General features: G+C 49.6%; 9 protein-coding genes. 5 read left to right on the top strand and 4 right to left on the bottom strand.

Annotated elements, in window-relative coordinates; all coding sequences use genetic code 11:
* Nucleotides 1–41: 41 nt before the first annotated feature.
* The 5 genes from dnaK to KUA49_RS03265 all read left to right on the top strand — a co-directional run bounded on the left by dnaK (nucleotide 42) and on the right by KUA49_RS03265 (nucleotide 5571).
* Complete coding sequence (dnaK, locus tag KUA49_RS03285) at nucleotides 42–1949, top strand: molecular chaperone DnaK (RefSeq protein ID WP_203040744.1); 1908 nt, start codon at nucleotides 42–44, stop codon at nucleotides 1947–1949.
* Between the two features lie 218 nt (nucleotides 1950–2167).
* Nucleotides 2168–3022 (top strand): HAD family hydrolase, encoded by an 855-nt coding sequence (locus KUA49_RS03280; RefSeq protein ID WP_218412040.1) that lies wholly within the window; start codon nucleotides 2168–2170, stop codon nucleotides 3020–3022.
* 34 nt (nucleotides 3023–3056) lie between these two features.
* Nucleotides 3057–3419: a hypothetical protein gene (locus KUA49_RS03275; protein WP_203051028.1), complete on the top strand. Its 363-nt coding sequence runs from the start codon at nucleotides 3057–3059 to the stop codon at nucleotides 3417–3419.
* 47 nt (nucleotides 3420–3466) lie between these two features.
* Nucleotides 3467–4213, top strand: a complete 747-nt coding sequence (locus KUA49_RS03270) for a peptidylprolyl isomerase (protein ID WP_256624777.1) — start codon at nucleotides 3467–3469, stop codon at nucleotides 4211–4213.
* Between the two features lie 23 nt (nucleotides 4214–4236).
* Nucleotides 4237–5571: a DUF4861 domain-containing protein gene (locus tag KUA49_RS03265; RefSeq protein WP_256624778.1), complete on the top strand. Its 1335-nt coding sequence runs from the start codon at nucleotides 4237–4239 to the stop codon at nucleotides 5569–5571.
* Between the two features lie 164 nt (nucleotides 5572–5735).
* Here the strand turns inward: KUA49_RS03265 and KUA49_RS03260 are convergent, their stop codons facing one another.
* From KUA49_RS03260 to KUA49_RS03245, 4 genes are all read right to left on the bottom strand, one after another.
* Nucleotides 5736–8516 (bottom strand): glycosyl hydrolase, encoded by a 2781-nt coding sequence (locus KUA49_RS03260; protein WP_218412041.1) that lies wholly within the window; start codon nucleotides 8514–8516, stop codon nucleotides 5736–5738.
* Nucleotides 8517–8601: 85 nt separating this feature from the next.
* Entirely contained in the window at nucleotides 8602–10935 is a 2334-nt protein-coding gene (locus KUA49_RS03255) for a hypothetical protein (protein ID WP_218412042.1), read from the bottom strand.
* 113 nt (nucleotides 10936–11048) lie between these two features.
* Entirely contained in the window at nucleotides 11049–15356 is a 4308-nt protein-coding gene (locus KUA49_RS03250; protein ID WP_218412043.1) for an alpha-L-arabinofuranosidase C-terminal domain-containing protein, read from the bottom strand.
* Nucleotides 15357–15519: 163 nt separating this feature from the next.
* A complete protein-coding gene (locus KUA49_RS03245; RefSeq protein WP_218412044.1) occupies nucleotides 15520–19140 on the bottom strand; it encodes a hypothetical protein in 3621 nt (1206 codons plus the stop codon).
* Nucleotides 19141–19636 lie beyond the last annotated feature (496 nt).

Raw genomic sequence — 19636 nt, 5'->3', positions numbered from 1 at the left:
TAACAATATTAATAACGAAAAAATAAAAAAAAGATATAATCATGGGAAAAGTAATTGGAATTGACTTGGGTACCACAAACAGTTGTGTTGCCGTTTTCGAAGGTAGCGAACCAGTTGTAATCGCTAACAGTGAAGGTAAGCGTACTACTCCATCAGTAGTAGGTTTCGTAAAGGATGGTGACCGCAAGGTGGGTGATCCTGCTAAGCGTCAGGCCATCACAAACCCTAAGAACACTGTATATTCTATCAAGCGTTTCATGGGTGAGACATACGCTCAGAGCCAGAAGGAAGCTGAGGCAATGCCTTACACAGTGGTAAACGAGGGTGGTTATCCACGTGTTGAAATCGAGGGTCGCAAATATACTCCACAGGAGATTTCTGCAATGGTTCTCCAGAAGATGAAGAAGACTGCAGAGGATTATCTCGGACAGGAGGTTACAGATGCTGTAATCACAGTTCCTGCTTACTTCTCTGACTCTCAGCGTCAGGCTACTAAGGAGGCAGGTCAGATTGCAGGTTTGAACGTTCAGCGTATCGTAAATGAGCCTACAGCCGCAGCTTTGGCTTACGGTGTTGACAAGGCTAACAAGGATATGAAGATTGCCGTATTCGACCTGGGTGGTGGTACATTCGATATCTCTATCCTTGAGTTCGGTGGCGGCGTATTCGAGGTACTTTCTACCAATGGTGATACTCACCTGGGTGGTGATGACTTCGACCAGGTAATCATCAACTGGTTGGCTGATGGCTTCAAGGCTGAGGAAGGCGTAGATCTCCGCAAGGACCCTATGGCTATGCAGCGTTTGAAGGAGGCAGCTGAGAAGGCTAAGATTGAGTTGTCAAGCTCTACATCTACCGAAATCAACTTGCCTTACATCACAGCCGTTGACGGTATGCCAAAGCACTTGGTTAAGACTTTGACCCGTGCACAGTTCGAGCAGTTGGCTCACAACCTGATTCAGGCTTGCTTGGTACCTTGCCAGAATGCCGTTCGTGATGCTAAGCTCTCTACATCAGATATCGACGAGGTTATCCTGGTGGGTGGTTCAAGCCGTATCCCAGCCGTTCAGACCTTGGTTAAGAACTACTTCGGCAAGGAGCCTTCTAAGGGCGTTAACCCAGATGAGGTAGTAGCAGTAGGTGCAGCTATCCAGGGTGCCATCCTGAACAAGGAAGAGGGTGTTGGCGACATCGTATTGCTCGACGTTACTCCATTGACTCTCGGTATCGAGACCATGGGTGGTGTAATGACCAAGCTCATTGATGCTAACTCTACCATCCCTTGCAAGAAGAGCGAGGTATTCTCTACTGCAGCTGATAACCAGACAGAGGTTACCATCCACGTATTGCAGGGTGAGCGTCCAATGGCAGCTCAGAACAAGAGCATCGGTCAGTTCAACCTGACAGGTATCGCTCCAGCCCGTCGTGGTGTTCCTCAGATTGAGGTTACCTTCGATATCGATGCCAATGGTATCTTGAACGTATCAGCTAAGGATAAGGCTACAGGTAAGGAGCAGAGCATCCGCATCGAGGCTTCATCTGGCTTGAGCGAGGACGAGATCAACCGCATGAAGGCTGAGGCAGAGCAGAACGCTGCTGCTGATAAGGCTGAGCGCGAGAAGATTGACAAGATGAACCAGGCAGACAGCATGATTTTCTCCACCGAGAACTTCTTGAAGGATAACGGTGATAAGATTCCAGCAGACAAGAAGCCAGGCATCGAGCAGGCTTTGCAGCAGTTGAAGGATGCTCACAAGGCAGGTGATGTTGCAGCCATCGATTCAGCTATCAACAACTTGAACACCGTCATGCAGGCTGCTTCTCAGCAGATGTACCAGGGTGGTCAGCAGGCAGGTCCTCAGGGTGCCCAGGGCGGTCAGCAGGCACAGCAGGGTGCTAACGATGGCGCTCAGGACGTTCAGGACGCAGATTTCGAGGAGGTTAAGTAATCCTCTCGTCATAGAGAAATTATTAGATTAGCATAAAGATAAAAGGCGTGTAAGACTCTGAAAATGAGTTTTTCACGCCTTTTTTCGTGCCTTTATGATTTTTTATAGATTCAGTTATTGACAATTTGCTGAAAAATATGTATATTTGCAGGTTATGTGAGGGCGGAAGCTCTATAAAAGAAAAGATATAATAAATAAAAGAAGAAAGGAAACGGGATATGGCAAAGAAAAGACCACAGGTGGCACTGGTATACGATTTCGACGGAACGCTGTCGCCAGGCAACATGCAGGAGTTCGGATTCATCCAGGCAACCGGAAAGACCAAGGAGGAATTCTGGGATAAAAACAGAAAACTGGCAGAGGGTAAGGATGCCAACGGCATCTTGACCTATATGTTCCTGATGCTCGAAGAAGCCAAGAAGAACAATATCTCGCTCACCCGAGAATCCTTTCAGAGCTTCGGCAAGAACGTGGAGCTCTTCCGTGGCGTGAAGCAATGGTTCTCGTTCATCAACGAATATGGTGCAAGCATCGGCCTCGACATCAGGCACTACATCAATTCTTCGGGATTGAAGGAGATGATAGAGGGAACCCCCATCGCTCAGGAATTCGAGAACATCTATGCCTGCTCGTTTCTCTATGACGATGACGGCATCGCCTACTGGCCAGCCGTGGCCGTGGATTACACCACCAAGACGCAGTTTCTCTTCAAGATCAACAAGGGCATCAGGCAGGTGAGCGACAACCGGAGGGTGAACCAGTTTATCCCCGACAGCAAGCGCCCTATCCCCTTTCCTAGAATGATTTACTTCGGAGACGGAGAAACCGACGTGCCTTGCATGAAGATGGTGAAGGAGCATGGCGGTCATGCCATCGCCGTATATAACACGCCCGAGAAGGAGGCGATGGCGTGCCAGCTGGTTAGGGAAGGCCGTGCCAACTTTATGTGTACAGCTAATTACAGCAGGGGCGGCGTGATGAACATCATCGTGAAGCGAATACTGGATAAAATCAAGGCGGATTTCGAATTCGACAGATTGATAGAGCTGAACCAGAAAAAGGCGTGGAAGTGATTTTAAACTGAAATAATAATATCAAATCATATTAATGGGAAGAAACAAATACTCAGCAGGAGAAATTAAGGAAATAGGTAAGTTGCTGCGCCTCAAGAACGCAGGCAACCGTTTGCAACAGAAATTGATACGCCACGACCTTCGCGTGGATTATGAATTCAACATCTCTGACTTCAATGAGCCGGGCAAGGCTTTCGGCGAGGAGGAACTGCAGGATGCCATCAAGCGTGGCGCCATCCAGATTCTCGACGATGCTACCATCGAGGCCATGAAGGCTAAGCGTGCAAGAGATAAGGCACGCGATGAGGCAGAGAAGCAGAAGGATGCCATCGCCAGCGGTGAGCAAACCGACTGGCAGGAGGCTATGAAGGAATGGAATGAATTTTATGAAAAGTAAAAAGGTAAAAACATACTGATTACAAAATATACTGATTATAAATTATTATGGCTAAAGTATTGATTAAGACTACAGAGGGCGACATCAAAGTGCGCCTCTACGACGAGACTCCTCAGCATCGTGACAACTTCTTGAAGTTGGCAAAGGAGGGATATTTCGATGGCACACTCTTCCATCGTGTCATCAAGGATTTCATGATTCAGGGCGGCGACCCGGATAGCAAGGGTGCTCCTAAGGGCAAGATGCTGGGCACGGGCGGACCTGATTACACCATCCCTGCCGAGTTCGTTTATCCACAGCTCTTCCACAAGCGTGGTGCCTTGAGCGCTGCCCGCTTGGGAGATGAAGTGAACCCTGAGCGTGAGAGCAGCGGAAGCCAGTTCTATATCGTCTGGGGTAAGACCTACAAGCAGAACGAGCTGAAGCAGATGGAGAAGCAGATGGGCATGCAGATGGAGCAGAACATCTTCAACCAGCTTGCCAAGGAGCATCATGATGAGATTATGAACTTCCGCCGTAACCGCGACCGCGAGGGCTTGATGAAACTGCAGGATGAACTGGTGGATGAAACCAAGAAGCGCTGCAAGGAGCAGGGTTATCCAAAGTTTACCGAGGAGCAGCAGAAGGCGTACACCGAGGTGGGCGGTACCCCTTTCCTCGACAACCAGTATACCGTGTTTGGCGAGGTGGAGGAAGGCCTTCATGTGGTAGAGAAGATTCAGAACTGCGAAACCATGCGTGGAGATAGACCTAAGGAGGATATAAGCATGCAGGTTTCTGTTATTGAGGAATAAAGGATTTTAAAAGAACAAATCAAATGAAAAAGATTCATGGAAAAATGATGAAGGGCATCACGGTCAGAAGCCTGATGATGCTCCTGGCTCTGGCTGGTTCTAACTACTGCCATGCTCAACAAGCCACCATCGTGGTGAGCAACCCTACTTCCGCCCCCCGCACGGAGCTTATCTCTCTGAGCATGAACGAGGTGAAGGCAAAACTGGGCAATGCAGCCCCTAAAAAGGGCGAGACCTACATCGTGAAGAATAAGCGCGGACAGCAAATCGGTTCGCAGATTACCCACGATGGCTATCTGCTCATCGATGCCAGCGTGCGCCCTCACGGTTCCGCCACCTACTACATAACCATCGGCAAACCTTACCAGCAGAAGGTATGGGCAACCGGTGCTCTCTATAAGATAAGAAAGGATGATATCGCCTGGGAAAACGACAGATGCGCCTATCGTGTATATGGCCCTGCCCTGCAGCGCACCGGCGAACGCTCCTTCGGCACCGATGTATGGGTGAAGAATACCCCCGACACCGTGGTTTACGAGCGATACGTAAAGGATATGAACGGAAATATCAAGGGTGATAAGATTGATGCCAAGGTAAGAGCTCTGCAGAAGCAGGAGAAGTCAGAGAAGAACAAAGCAAAAGCAGCAGCCCTTGCCAAGCAAATCAAGGTCCTTCAGGCAGAATCAAAAGAGGTGGATATCCTCACTTCCTTCCATCTTGACCATGACAACGGCCTCGACCCTTATCGCGTGGGTGCTACACTGGGATTGGGTGCACCAAGCCTCATGGTGGGCAAGAACCAGGTGCTGCCTTACTGCTACAAGGATTACAAGATATTGGATAACGGTCCGCTCCGCTTCACCGTAGAACTGACTTATAACCCATCTACCGTAGGCGATATGAAAAACGTGGTAGAGCATCGCATCATCTCGCTCGACAAGGGCAGCAACTTCAACAAGATGACCGTATGGTATGATGGCCTGACCCATGCCACCGATTTCGCTACCGGTTTCCCTATCCATGAGGAAGATACCGAGAGCAAGACCTTTGCCAAGGATTACGTAAGCTATGCCGACCCTACCGACAACATCGAGGTGAACAACTCGCAGGTTTTCGTGGGTGTACTCTTCCCTGAGGGCATCGACAACACTTACTACCAGCTCTTCGACAAGAAGCACGATGGTGCCACCGGTCATGCCCTGGGCTTGAAGCGCGGCTTGAAGAATGGAGAAAAGTACAGCTATTACTTCGGTGCAGCATGGAGCAAATATGATGTAAGGAGCTATGCCGAATGGCAGATTCGCATCAAGGAATACCTGGATGCATTGAAGACTCCACTCGGGGTTGAAGTGAAATAACAATGATGGATAAGACAGGTGACATGGCATAAAAAATAAAAATGCATGAGATATAAAAATCCCCCATACGCAAAAGAGCGTATGGGGGATTTTTATATTCAGAAACGTTTCAACCATCAACGTTTCTGCGTTTCACTAAAATTTATCTTCCAACAAATTCAAACTTATCTTCTAACCACAATCTTTGCAGCCTTGCCCGAATTGCCCTTCACAATCAGTACGCCAGCTGGCAACTGGCTGAGATTGATTTTTGCCACGCCATCCACCATCTTAGCAGATGCTACGCTGGCACCGCTCACGGCATATACGCTTACCGCAGAAGAAAGCATATCGCTAACCACAAGCTCGCCGGCTGCCACCTGTACATCCAGCGGCTGCTGAGCCTGAGTCCATGCCGAATCCCAGATAGAACCAATGCCGGTAGATGTGCCGTCGTCGGTGCTGATGCTCATCCAACCGATATTCTCCGAGATAGGATTCTTGCTGCTCAATGTGCGGTCTGGATCAGATGTGTCGGCTGCTACACGCAACTGGCAGTAAGCTGCAGCCGGACCCTTAGGACCTGTTCGGAGCACTGAGAACAGTTTTCTGTTGAAAGTCTGATACTGGCAGAGGAAGATTGGGTCTTCCAGCTTTTTACCGAACTTCACATTGTTGGTGGTAGTGGCATACTTAAAGGTAAAGGTGGTATCCTTTACGGTAAGTATCTTGCCGCTGGCCGTGGTAGTACCCTTCTCGATAGCCACATAAGATACACGCTGACCTACGATGGCAGGATACTTCTCCTTCATGCCATACTGGCGGGTCATCACCACCTTGAAACCATCCTTGGTTACATCCCATACACGCGCCATCATCGGATAATTCTTGTAGGTAGAAACCGGAGTTACGAATACCACCGGTGCCTCGGCAAATGGCTCGTTGAACTTATATTCTATGGTGTCGCCACCCACACGCAGGGCGGTGCCCGCCTCGTTCTTCAGGAGTCCTGCCTCGAAACGCAGGTCGCCTATCATGCCGTTACCTGATTTTGCCACCAGGTAAGAACTCAGTTCGCTGCCCTTTGAGAAATCATCAGCATCACCCTCGCAGTTCCATGGGAAGAACTTGGATGCAAAGTAATTCGTAGTCACCGATGATACGTTTTCCACAATGCGGGTAGAAGGATTCATATAAGATGCACTTCCGAATACCACGGCAGGAGCCTCGCTGAAGGTGCTCTTGTAGTAGCAGTAGTTGTCGGCATCATTGTCGGAAACCATGGTTCCCCACTGCAGGGCTTCTTCGCCCTCGGTGCCGTTTACCACGTTGGTCACCTCGCTTGAGTACAAGTCTTTGTTTCTATAGTCAACCACATGCACGCGATAGTAGTAGTTGCCTGCTTCCTCTACGTTCACCTTGTAAGAGTAAGCCTTGTCGGCATTCTCATCCACATCCACGGTAGCCACACGCTTCCACTCGCCGCTGGCACCCTTCTTGCACTCCACAAACATAGAGTCGGCAAACTCGCCGCTAGGGTTCTTCCACGACAGTACACACACTGAAGAGCGAGGTACGAAGGTAGAGGTGAGCTCCTTAGGAGCATAGGTAGGCGGATTGGTAGGCACATACTCATACTTCTCGTTATACGCCAGCTTCTCTGGCAGCGCCGCATAGTATTCGCCTATAGGGGTCAGCTTGTCGCCCGCAATGGCATAGCGGCAATCCTGCACATTATTATAATAGGCATAGCGCTCGATGTATGGCGCATCGTTCAGATAATCCAGGATAGGAGCCATGTGCTGCATCTGGATGGCATAGTTGGCATCGGTTCCCTTGGTGTCAGAACCCGGCCATCCCGTCCAGTTGGCACCGTAGTTCATCTCGGTAATCCAGATAGGGCGACCGCCGCAGCGCTGGCTGATGCTCTTCAACTGGCTCTCCCATCCCGGTTTGTCCTTGAACCAGTAGGCATGCACGGCGATGAAGTCGCAGCGCCATCCGCGGGCATCGATGGAGTCGATGAACTCATAGAGCCAGTTGTAGTCGCCTGCCACGGCTGGCGAACCCAGTCGGCGTCCGGTGGCCATCATCTGCGGCCAGTTGGCAAGCACGTTCTTTACATCCACATCCTGCTCCTTGTCGTCGGCCTTGTTTTCCGGCTCGTTGTTACCCAGAATGTTGGCACTGCCTGTGTTGTTGCCCACATCGGCTATGCCTGGCCATCCCTCGTGGTGGTGCTGGGTTACGTATTCACGGTCTGTCCAGTCGTTGTGGTTGCTGGCATCCCAGTTGTAGCACCATGAGGTGTTGAACTTCTCCTGCACGCCGTCGTTCCAGTAACCTGCCCATCCGCGCTTGTGGGCGTTGTTCCATCGGCTGATGCGGATAAAGGAAATCCTGCCCTTCAGTACACCTGGGATATTGGCTATCTCCTTATCTGCCTGGTCGGCGATGAACACGCGGCTGTAACCCTGCCCGTTGGCAGATGTGGCGAAACAAACCATGTATCCACGCTTCAGCTTGAAACTGCGGATGTTGTTGTTGAACGCCTTGTTGCTCGACAGGTTGTAGATGTTGTTCACATTATAGCTGCTGTTGGATGAACCACCATAGTTCTCCTCGGTGAACACGGTGAGCGGCTCCTTGTCGGCAAACGGCAAGAGGATGCTGCCGCCGTTGTAGATACGCAACTGGCAGTTCTGTCCGTTCTTTGCCTTTTCGCCGTTGATGGTGATATTACCCAGGAAAGCATCTGCCTTGCTTGGCACCAGCTTGTCGAAGATAACCACTGCACGCTCGGTATTGGTAATGTTGATACTACCCGTTGTGGCAAAAGGGTTGGCAGATGAGATGTGATAATCCACATCCTCGCTCAGGGTAACCGGAGCTGTAACCTCAGCCACCGTCTGGGTGGTGTTGCCGGCAACCACCGAGAGTGATGTTGCCAGCAACGCTGAAACCATTATTTTTCTAATATTCATATATAAATTAAGTTGATTAAATAGTTACTAATCTGATATTTACCTAAAGAATTGCATCCCGGAATCCTTACTTCACTACCACTTTCTTGCCATCTACGATGTAGATGCCCTGTGGCAATCCGCTCAGGTTTTTGCCGTTCTTCTTCACCAGCTGTCCGCCCAGGGTATAGATGCCCTGCTGGCCATGCGCCTTATCTACGGTTACTTCCTGGATGCCGGTAGATGGTTCCTCGGCTCCGTAATAGTAGAGGCGGAAGTTATCGCAGATGCTCCACCAGCTTGAGCCAGTGTTGTTTTGCGACTTCATGCCGATGGTCATGGTAGTACGATACTTGGTGGTAACCTTCACACTGTTCTCATAAATACCGGCTGCGAAATACTTGGCTGCCGATGCCATATCGTCAGGTACATACTGATTGCCCACGCTGGCTTCCTTGCCCGACATCAGTTTCTCCTGCTGTGCACCATCCATGATGTGGCAGATGTTCTGCTTGTTGTTCACATTGCCCAGATAGATGAAGGCATCCACGTTGTTCTTGCCTGCCTGGTAATCCTGGTAGGCAGTGGTGATAGAGCCAGGGCGCTGGAATGCCTGAACCTTCAATTCATAGACACCCACTGGCATCTTGGCGAGTTTCTGGTTCATATCGTAGGCACGCTGGTAGAACTCGCCGCACGAATAGTTCAGGGTTGGCTCCATGCTCCATCCGTCGGCAGCATCCATGCCTGCATTCTGAAGCAGGAAACTGATATCGAATGGTTCATCGGCTGATGCGGCTACTACATCGCCCAGGAAGTTGCGCAGGGCGGTGTTTGCCTCATCCTCCAGTTCCTCCAGTCGGTCGGCAGATGCCGTTTCGGCTTCCGTCTTCATCTTTTCCAGTTCTGCCTTGAAGGTGGCATCCGTGCCCTCCTTCACCTCCTTGTGAGGCACATCGAGCAGTGCCTCCATCTTGTCGAGCAGGGCGGAAACCTTCTTGGCTATATCCACACGCAGGGCAGCGGTAAGCTGCTTGGCTTCATCGCCAGTAAGGATGAGCCATCGCTGGGCACCGCCAGCCGCCGAGAAGTTCAGGGCGTTGGCCTTGATTCGGGTGGTTTCCTGTGCCGTCAGGCAGTTCATGCTGTTGCTGGTTACATTGCCTATCCAGTAGCCATGCTTGGCTTCGCCGTTTAGGGTGGCCACCTCTACCGGTGATGGCAGCAGGTGGAACTGCTCTTTGGCACTGATGTTATCCGTTATCTTGGTCTTGATGCCGTTGTTGCCCGATGTGCCATAGGTCATGTATCTGCCTGTGGCCACATTCTTCAAGCTGTAATAGCAGGTGGCAGGGTCGAAGGTTACGTTCCATGCGGCACTGTCGTTGGCTGTTGCCTCGTCGGCACTCATGGCTACCCACTGCAGGTTGCCCGTCTTGTCGATGCGCAGGAACTTGGAAGAAATGCCCAGCTCCTCGTTCTTCAGATAATACTTGGTGTTGTCATCCTGCTCGAACACGTAGGCTGGGGTGGCAAACTGTCCGGAAGTGGGTGCCAATCCATCCTCGCCCAGGGCTTCTGCCAGCAGCGAGTTGGCGATATAGAGATTCTGGGTTCCGTTATCCTCATGCGCACCGTTTACGCCGTATGGCCACATGTGGGTGCCGTCGCCGTTGAGCTGACTGGTAGGGTTGTTATCCCAGAAGCGCAGGGCACGCGTTACTCTGCTTCCCAGCCAATAGCCGTGGGTGGTATTAGCGCGCAGGAAACTGTTGTTCTGCCAGGTGCCGATGGTTCCCACGCCTATGGCATGGAGCATTTCGTGGAGCAGGGTTCCGGTGCGCTGGTAAGAGGCGTTAGGTCCTACCCGCATCCATCCGCCGTAGCTGCAGTCGGCAGTAGGTGTGCCGGCACCATAGTGGATGGAGAGATGAAGTCCGTTGATGCCGGTGTATTCATTCCAGAGGTTGACGGCTTCCTTTGCCGCACTCTGAATACGGGTATCGGCATCGCCCGAGAAGCCTTCAATGCTGTAGGTAATGCCTCCGCCCGGACGGGTTATCGCCTTCACCGGGTCGCCATATACCACGGTGCCATCCTTCTTCATTACGTAGGCACGGATATAATATACGGTGGCTGGCTGCAAGCCCGACATATTATAGATGTTGCCATTGTTGCTCAGATAGACCTTGGTGGTAGCATCATCCACTGTGGGGTTTGTGTTTGTAGAAGAATAGCAGAATCCCTGCTCCTTGATGGTGCTGGTGGCGATGCCGCTCACGTTCATTCTAGCATAGATGTGTGTGGCGCCGCTCAGCCAAACCTTGTTGGTTTGCACCACGTCGGCAGCAAAGGCAGGGGTTACGATTCCCACCGAAGCCAGCGCCAGCGCCAACATTACTTTTGAGTACTTTTTTTTCATTTCTTTCAGTTTTGAATAGTTGTTGTGTTGATTAATTGTTTTGAATTATTGTTTTTGAGCCAGGAACGCAAGCCCGCCAGGCGTCCCGCCGGATTTCCAATCCGCCGGGACGCCTAGCGGAGCTTCTTTCCGCCCTGGATATAAATCCCCTGGGCAGGCTTGGCATTCAGCTTCATGCCATCCAGGCGATAGATGCCCTGCTTGCCCTTTTGGGAATCTGCAGATGAAGATGCATCCGCCTCCACACCCTTGATACCAGATGTGGTGGCATCCAGATAGGTGAGCTTGAAGTTGTCGAAGCAGCACCAGTCGGCATTGATTCGCTGCCGGCTCCTGATGCCCAGACGCAGCACACCATCCGTTACCACACAATCAATAACATTGTGATAGAGGTCGTTCTGGTTGAACGCCTCGTTTGCCTGACTCACATTATCCGGATAGCTATAAGGCGAAACGCTGTAGGCATCCGTATCATAGAGTGAGCAAACCGGCTTCTCCTCGCCGTTGGCATAGAAGATGGCATTGATCTGTTCCGTACCGTTGTCATGCGATGTCACTGCCTGCGAGATGCCTCCCGCACGGTAGAAACTCTGCACCTCTACCCGATAGTGCCCGTTTGGCAAGCCCGTCAACTCCTGATAGAAATCAAAAGTCTTGTTATAATGCTCAGCCACACCTGCCGATGCTGCGGTAAACGAGGTTCCGCTCCATCCCGTGGCACCCTCAGAGAAATCAGGATTCTGCAACAGGAAGGTGAGATCTGATACCCTGCCCGCTGCTGCCTCCTGCTTCAGATACTCATCATATCCATCCAGGGCATCCTTCAGGGCTGCGTATGCCTTCTGCATGCTTTCACACTCCTCATCGAAACTGCCCGATGTGGCAAGTACCTGGTCGCCAAGTTCAATGGCATCATTCAATGCCTGCAATGGCTGAACCGCCTGCAGCTTTCTGGCTTGCTTCAGCAGAGTTACCACCTGCTCCCAGGTTTCAAGATGCTGGTACTCCTTCTGCGTGAGCTTCACGAACGAACCGTGCTGCGGCTGCACATTGCCCTGGATATTGGTCATGCCCTGAGGGTTCATGCAGTGCTCATCCAAATCTACCATTCGATAGCCGCCGCCACTGTAGTTCTGGTAAGCGAGCTTCCAGGTTCTGCTTCCGATAGGACGGAAGAGACTTGGTGCCTCTATCGACTTGCCCTTCTCATACACATCGAAGTCATCCACCAGGTTCCACTGGCAGGTGCCCGTGGTCTTATCGCCCGGCACCAGCTGCTTGGCTCTCGCCTGCTTCAGGTGGTGTTCTCCGCTCTCGGTCTTGTAAATCATCACGTATTCGCCATCCACCTTATTATAAACGATGTCGGCATCGATGATGTCGTAACCCGGGTCGAAGTAGAGTTTCGGCAGAGATACCTCGGTAAGGTCCTCGTTTACCAGCGAATAGTAGATGCGATGGCGATCAGGGAATCCCACGGAGTAATATACCACATACTTCCGGGTTTGCGGGTCGTAGATAACCTGCGGTGCCCAGGCAGCCGTCATATCCTTCACGTCGGTAAGCCCCAATGCCTTCATGTTCTCCGGACTTTCCAGGTCGATGCTGATGCTCTTGTCCAAGTGTACCAGGTCGTTGCTCAGCATCAGCACCATGTTGTGGTTGCTTGTCCATCCCAGGCGCGAGGTCATGTCAGTGCCTGCCAGCATAAACTTACCGCTCTGGGTGCGGGTAACATAGGCATCGCGCATGCCGCCCGTCTGCGTAAACTTCTTGGTATCAAACACTTCACCGCTGTTAAAGAGGTCGTTGTAGCTATTGCCGTAACGGCTCAGGGCAAAGCAGGTGATTTCCTGCGAAGCATGCATGTGGGCATAGAGATAACCGTATTTATCGGCATCCTCGGCAAGCACATCGTCCTTCACCTCGTCAGCCACATCGCTCACCTTCAGCTTGAACACATTGAGCGAGTAAGCCGGAATCTCCAGCTGGTTCACATCGCTGAGCGTCTGCTCGCTGGTAGGAACCACCTTCATCGGTTCATCCATCGTATTCTCATCGGTTCCGTTCTCCGAAGTCAGTCGAACCACGGTGCCCTGCTCCGCCTTCATGTTCTTGAGGTTCAAATCCAGGGTAGCCGCCTTGGCATTCGGATTCACCACCTTGAGATAGAGCATACCCTGCTCTTCATCTATCTGAGCCGACTGGTAGATGAGCTGGTCGGCAGGAAGCGAGAACTGGTGGATGGTGTTGCCATCCAGTTTGCATGTCACCTGGTTGCCATCCACATCAATCTCAATATCATACCATCGGTTGGTTTCTATTCTTCCCGAAGCCGTGGCAAGGGTGTTTTTGCTTCCGTTTACGCATTGCTCCACGCCGTGGCTGGTGTTGTTCCATCCACCCAGGTTCCACCAGCAGTAGTTGTCGGCATCCTGGTAGTTGAAGATGATGAGGAATCCTTCGTCTCCACCCGTCTTTCTGGCTCTGAGCTTATAGGTATAGTGAGAATCGGAGATGACCCTGGCATTCACGTTGGTACAGTTGGTGCCTCCTCCGTTCTGCGAAAGCACACCATTGCTGATACTCCAACTGCCTTCCCCGGCATTCCAGCCAGCAGAGGCATCAGAAGATGAACCTGGAGATTCGAAAAGATCCTTCAGCAGGGAGTTTCCGTTTCCATCCTTCACTTCCACATCATCGTAATCCACCTGGGTTGCCCAAGAACCCACGCCCACCTTGCAATCGGCATCAGCGGTAACATTGCCTGTTTCCGTCCATTTCAGGTTCTGCTTGCCCAGATGGTTGCCCAGCAGCTTCTGCACGTAGTAAGAAGGGGTACAGAAGTTCTTGCCGGCATTGAAGTGAATCATATCGTATGCCCACAGAGGGTCCTTTTCGTGGGTGAAGATAGGTGCAAAGCTTGCCAGCTTGCATACATCCGAATTCTTCTCCATGCCCAGCATGTAGATGGCTTCACCCAGGGCACTGTTCAGATTGCCATACTTGCCGTAGGCACCCTGATTAGCAGCATACTCGCCGTTATAAACGCCGATGGAGCGGTTGTAGCGGTCGTACTTGTTATAGTTGTTTCTCATCCATTGATAAGAACGGTAGTAATGCTCATCTACCAAATCTACTGGGGTATCGAGCACCCACAAAGGGTTGTCGGTGCCCCATGCCTCCACGTTGCCGATGATCACAATATCAGGATATTTGGCATGGATAGCATCATAGAACCTGGCATAGCGGCGACTGTACTCGAAGCGTGCCTCCGGCTGACCGTTCTCATTGCCTATCTCGATGAATTTAAGTCCGTATGGTTCTTTGTGGCCGTTGGCGATGCGTCGTCTTCCCCACTCTGTGGTTTCATCGCCGTTGGCATACTCAATGGCATCCAGGGTATTCTGCACCAGGGTATCCACCTGCTCGAAAGGCACGGTGAAGCCATGACCCAAACCTACGTTCACCACAAACATCGGTGCGGCATTCAGGTCTTCGCACAGCTGCAGATACTCATCATATCCCAATCCGTCGGAAGAGCGGTAGTGCCAGTTGTTGTTCCAATGGCCAGGGCGCTCTTCGATAGGACCTAATGTAGATTTCCATCTGAAGGCGTTCTCGTAACCATCCTGTCCTTCCACATAGCATCCGCCTGGGAAACGGAGGAAACTTGGTTTGGTATCATAGAGGAGTTGTGCCAGGTCGGGGCGCAATCCGTTGGTGCGTCCTTTCCAGGTGGCAGGCATCAGCGACACCACATCCAGGTAGAGGGTGCCATTGGTAGAAGAAAGAAGGGCAAAGCGTCCATCGCTGCAATCGGCTGTGGCCTTGATGGTTGCCGAGAGCTTTACCCATTTGTTGGTTTCCAGCTTCCCCTGCAGTTTCACCTCTTCAGAGGCAGCCGAGCCATCCGCCTTCTGCAACTGGCCATAGAGTTTGCCGTTGAAGCTGGTAGATGCCTTGACCCATAAGGTGAGGGTGTAGGTGGAATCGCTAACGAAGTTCATTCCCCAGAAGCCGCTGTTGCTGATACCCGCCTTTCGGGCATCGCTGGCTCCTGAGATGGAGACACGGAGATTGGTTCGCTGGGCACTGTTAAGCTGCTGGGTGGCATTGAGTGAGAGGTTCACCGCCTGTCCGCTCTTCCTGATGGCCGACCAATATTCGGGTGTAGAAGAGTTATCCTCGAAAGAACGGTTTCTGATGAGTTCGGCATAGAGACCTCCATCTCCGGCATGGTTGATTTCCTCGAAGAAGAGTCCATACTGGTAGTTGCTGATCATGGCAGCTCGCTGGGTGGCATCTATGTTCATCTTCACCTGTGCCTGTGTCGTAGCTGAAAGCGAGAGGCAGAGAAGGGTGCTGAAGAGAACGGGTTTATGACTGAAGAGAACCGGTTTATGACTGAAGAGTTTCATAATGAAAAAATGATAATATAAATAATAGAAACAAGATGCTCTGCTTTTGAGCATAAGCTATCCCGGAAAACTGAAAAAGGCAGACAGAAACAGAAGGTTTTTCACTCTCTGTATTCCGTCTGCCCTAAAATTATCTAGTTACTAAAACAAGCTAGTTTTCAGATTACTTCATGATAATCTTGCTAACCTTCTTAGAACCATCGCTCAATGTAGTAACCACAACGTTGATACCTCTCTGGAGCTTACCGATGAGCATACCGGCAGCGTTGTAGATCTTGGTACCCATTGTAGTAGTGCCAGCAGCGTTCTCGATATCCTTGATAGCTGTTACAGGATCGTTAGGATCGTAACCAGCATACTCCAAGGTGAAGTTCTTGATGATTGTCCAGTCATTGGTTACCTTCACATCCTTGTAAGCACCGATATAGAACTCACTCTTACCATCGTAAACAATCTTCAAAGGCTCTGTCTCATACTTAGAACCTACCTGCTCTGACTTGAAGAATGCCTGAGCAGTAATCATATTATTAGGAATCCAGAGATTCTCATCAGAAGTTGCACCCTCAACATACTTGACCATGCCATCTGTGCTACCAAGATGCGCATACTCGTTCAAGTTAGCCTCAGCAATCTGGCAAGCAGCGATAGGCTTCAAAGCCTCAGTTGCCTCGAATGTAGAATCGCTTGTTGCGAAGTAGAGGAATGCATTCTCGTTGGTCTCATACTTCTTCACTGTCTCATTCTCATCAGCGAAAGCAGAAGCGTTGTTACCGTTGCGATAGTATGCCTTGCTCTTCAAGTAGTATGTGCCTGCAGGGAGACCTACAATCTTCTGCTTCAGATCGAAGTCGCAGTTATAGAACTCAGCAGCCTCAACACTGTTACCTGCCTGGAAGCCGATAGAACCCTTCTTCACGGTCCAACCAGTCTTGTCCATGGTAGCGAAGTCGTTGTTAACGAGTACGTTAGAGATATCAACATGATTATCCTTAGAAGCCAACTTAGCATTGTCGTAGATAACATACTTCGTAACAGCCTCGTTCAAAGCCTGGATAGCAGCAGGAACATCAGCATCAGCTACAGTACCATCGTTGTAAGCTGCCTCAGCAGAAGCCTTGGCAGCAGAGAATACAGCCTTAGCCTCAGCAGAGGTCTTCTTATTGTCATTAGCCAACGCTGCCTCATTGTTATCGTAACGTGTCTGAGCGCTCTCTACAGCTGTGTTCAATGTCTGGTAAGCATCAACAGAAGCATTAGCTGCGGTGATAGCATCAGCAGCAGCGTTGATAGTCTGGATAGAACCATCGGCCTTGAGTTCAGCAATAGCAGACTCCAATGTAGCATGAACCTCAGCATTCATCTTAGATTTGAGGAGTGCATTACCCTGCTCAATAACAGGACCTGAAACCTGATCGATAGCATCCTGACCACCGCCGAGGAACTTCATAGAGAAGTTATCCCAGATTGCCCAGTCGCCAGCATTTGCGCTAGGACGCTTTGTTTCACGAACACCGATGCGAACAGTCTCACCTGCCTTCAAGAGAACAGTAACAGTGGTCTTGTAAGCCTCAGGGTTCTTCTCGCATGCATTTGCAAAGCCCTTCATTGAGTTAGGGATATATACCTCTTCACCATCAGGTGTGGTATATTTATATTCATTATCAGCCTTCTCTGATTCTGTAACTCCGTATGTGAAAGGAGAAGCGAACTTGCTCTCCATGTTGTTAGCATAGAGAACAGCTGTGATATCCTCAGAACCATTTTCGTGAGCAGTTGCAGTAGCCTCATTCCAAGTTACACGATGCATTGCCTGTGCAGAAATCTCGTAAACACCAGCCTGAGGAGCTGTAATCTCCTGATACATATCGAATGGAGCCTGTTTCTCGTAAGCCTCGCAGTTCTTCCATGTGCCATCTACTTTAGTTGCACCTGTCCAACCGTTCTTACCATCATCGAATGTAGGGTTAGTGAGCATATAAGTCAAATCAGAACCTGCAGTAATGCTCTGCTTGCGAGACAAGTCAAGCTCTGTCTTCAACTTACCCATATACTCATCAATCTGGTTATTATCAAGAGAGTAGTTAGCGACTATCAGATCCTCAAGCGTAGTTCCTTCTCCATCGCCGCAATCATCCAACAATGCCTGCAAAGCATCAGTAGCATTGCCGCCCTCGGCCAGGAAGTTCTGGATTTCATCATTCAATGTACTCAACTCAGCATACTTGGCTGCACTAGCGTTCATAACAGCTACTGCCTCCTGAATCTTAGCCTTCAATGCCAAGATTTCTTCCTTAGAAGCATCTGTTGTCATGCTCATACCTTTTTCAGCAAGCTCGTTCACGGTATCTATATATCCCTGATAAGCAACAGCTGTTGCAGCAGTACCCTGTGCATCTGTAGCTACATTCTGCATATCGAGAAGATACATCATCTGTGCATCAGCACCATAATAATCTACCTTGAACTCATCAACGAACAACCAGTTGGCTGTAGTATTCTCAAGTTTGAGACCGAAGTTTACGTTCTCGCCTTCCTTCACCTCGAACATGAATTCAAACTTCTGAGGTGCCTCTGGATCTGTAGCAACAACCTTAGAATTTTCCTTAGAGCTGGTGTTAGCGAAGAGAGTTACACCCTCAACCTTATAACCAGCACCCTTGTCCTGCTGGCAAGCCATTGCATAGCAAGAAATCTTGTAAGCACCTGCAGGCAAGTTGGTTAATGTCTGTGAAAGATAACCATCGCTCAAATGACCTGTACCTGCTGCATTGCCTGTCTCTGGGTTAGAAGATGCATGAATCCAACGCTCGAGGAATGTGCCTGTCTCAAAGCCATCAGGAGCGGTATATTTATGTGTCTGTTTCTGCCAGTTGGTACCATGACCACCTGAACCTACATCACCATTTTTATCGTAAACGCAATCGTGATCCCAGCCGGTCAAAGCATCGCAGTTGGCATTTGTAATGAACTCATTGAGACTTACAGGAGATTCTGCAGTAGCAGTACCCAAAGCCACATTACGGCGAACATCACTGATATACTTCATTGCATTCTTCAAATCTGCATATGAAGCATTAGGATCGTTATACACTGCGATAGCCTTAGAAATATCCAAGCCCTCGTCAACAGCTTCGTTGATAGCAGGCATCAGCTTATCCAGACGATAGAAATAAGTAACAGGATAAGCCTCCCACTCTACACCATACTCAGATGCGCCCTCTGCCTGCATGTTCAAGGCAGGACGGAACAACTGGTCAACAGCATCTTCTCCCTTGCCATCCTTACCTGTATCATTAGGATTCCAGCCAGCACGGGTATTGCTTGTACTATTCAAGTTTGCGATGGTATCTGCCTGAATCTCAAAGCGCTTGCTGCCGTCCTTTGTCCAAATCTCCCAATTGCATTTTTCAATGCCCTGGTTGTTGTAATCTACATAAGAATTACCGCCGTTCTCATCAAAACTGTTGGTAAAAATCTTTCTGCCGTAAGTATCATCAGCAGAATTGTTGAACAATGTAAAAGTACCATTAGGAACATCCTTTGTCTTGTTAGGAACGATGGCAATAGCCATACCTTTGTCACCCAAACTTGTCTGGGTGCCATAAGCATTGCTGTTAACAAGCCATTTCTGTGCCTTTACATTGTAAACATACACTGTGTCAGTACCATCCAACTTCAACTGAACTGGTTCAGGGAATGCTGGTGCTTCCACTTTCTGTGCCTGTGCCTCTGTAGCACCGATGCCGGCTGCTAAGATGGCTGAGAAAAGTAAACGTTTGTCCATTGCTATTTGGTTTAATTTTTGGTTTGAGAAGTAATTAGCTTCTTTTATTGAATAATTGATTTGCTTGCAAAATTAGCAATAAAATGAATACATGCAACTTTTTTGAGTGGAAATCTACACTAAATTTAGATTAATTAACTAAAAACATCCGTTTTCTAAGCCTTCAAAAGGCTGTTACCTTATTGAATAAGTGTCGTTTTACAACAAATGTGCTTTTTAAGTTAGCACAAAAAACAGATAACAAGCAACCTTTTATGTTAAATATGGTTAAGAGAAAAGGATTTCTTGATTAAAATCAACTAAGTTTCTTAAAAACTTGTTATCTTTGCACCTGATAAACTAACAGGCATCAACTATAAATAAAAAATGAATCAATATGCAGAGCATTTATGATCAAATCTCAATAGGTAGAAAGCTACTTTCTACGCTGTTTTCAGGAGGTACTTTTCACGTCAGTTCTCCCCAAAAAGGTGGAGCTTACGTAATCAGACCCAGT

Origin of the sequence: Segatella copri (assembly GCF_019249655.2) — a bacterium.
In the GTDB taxonomy this organism is placed as follows: Bacteria; Bacteroidota; Bacteroidia; order Bacteroidales; family Bacteroidaceae; genus Prevotella.
The sequence above is the reverse complement of the archived record's forward strand: the minus strand, read 5'-3'. Positions and strand labels throughout refer to the sequence as shown.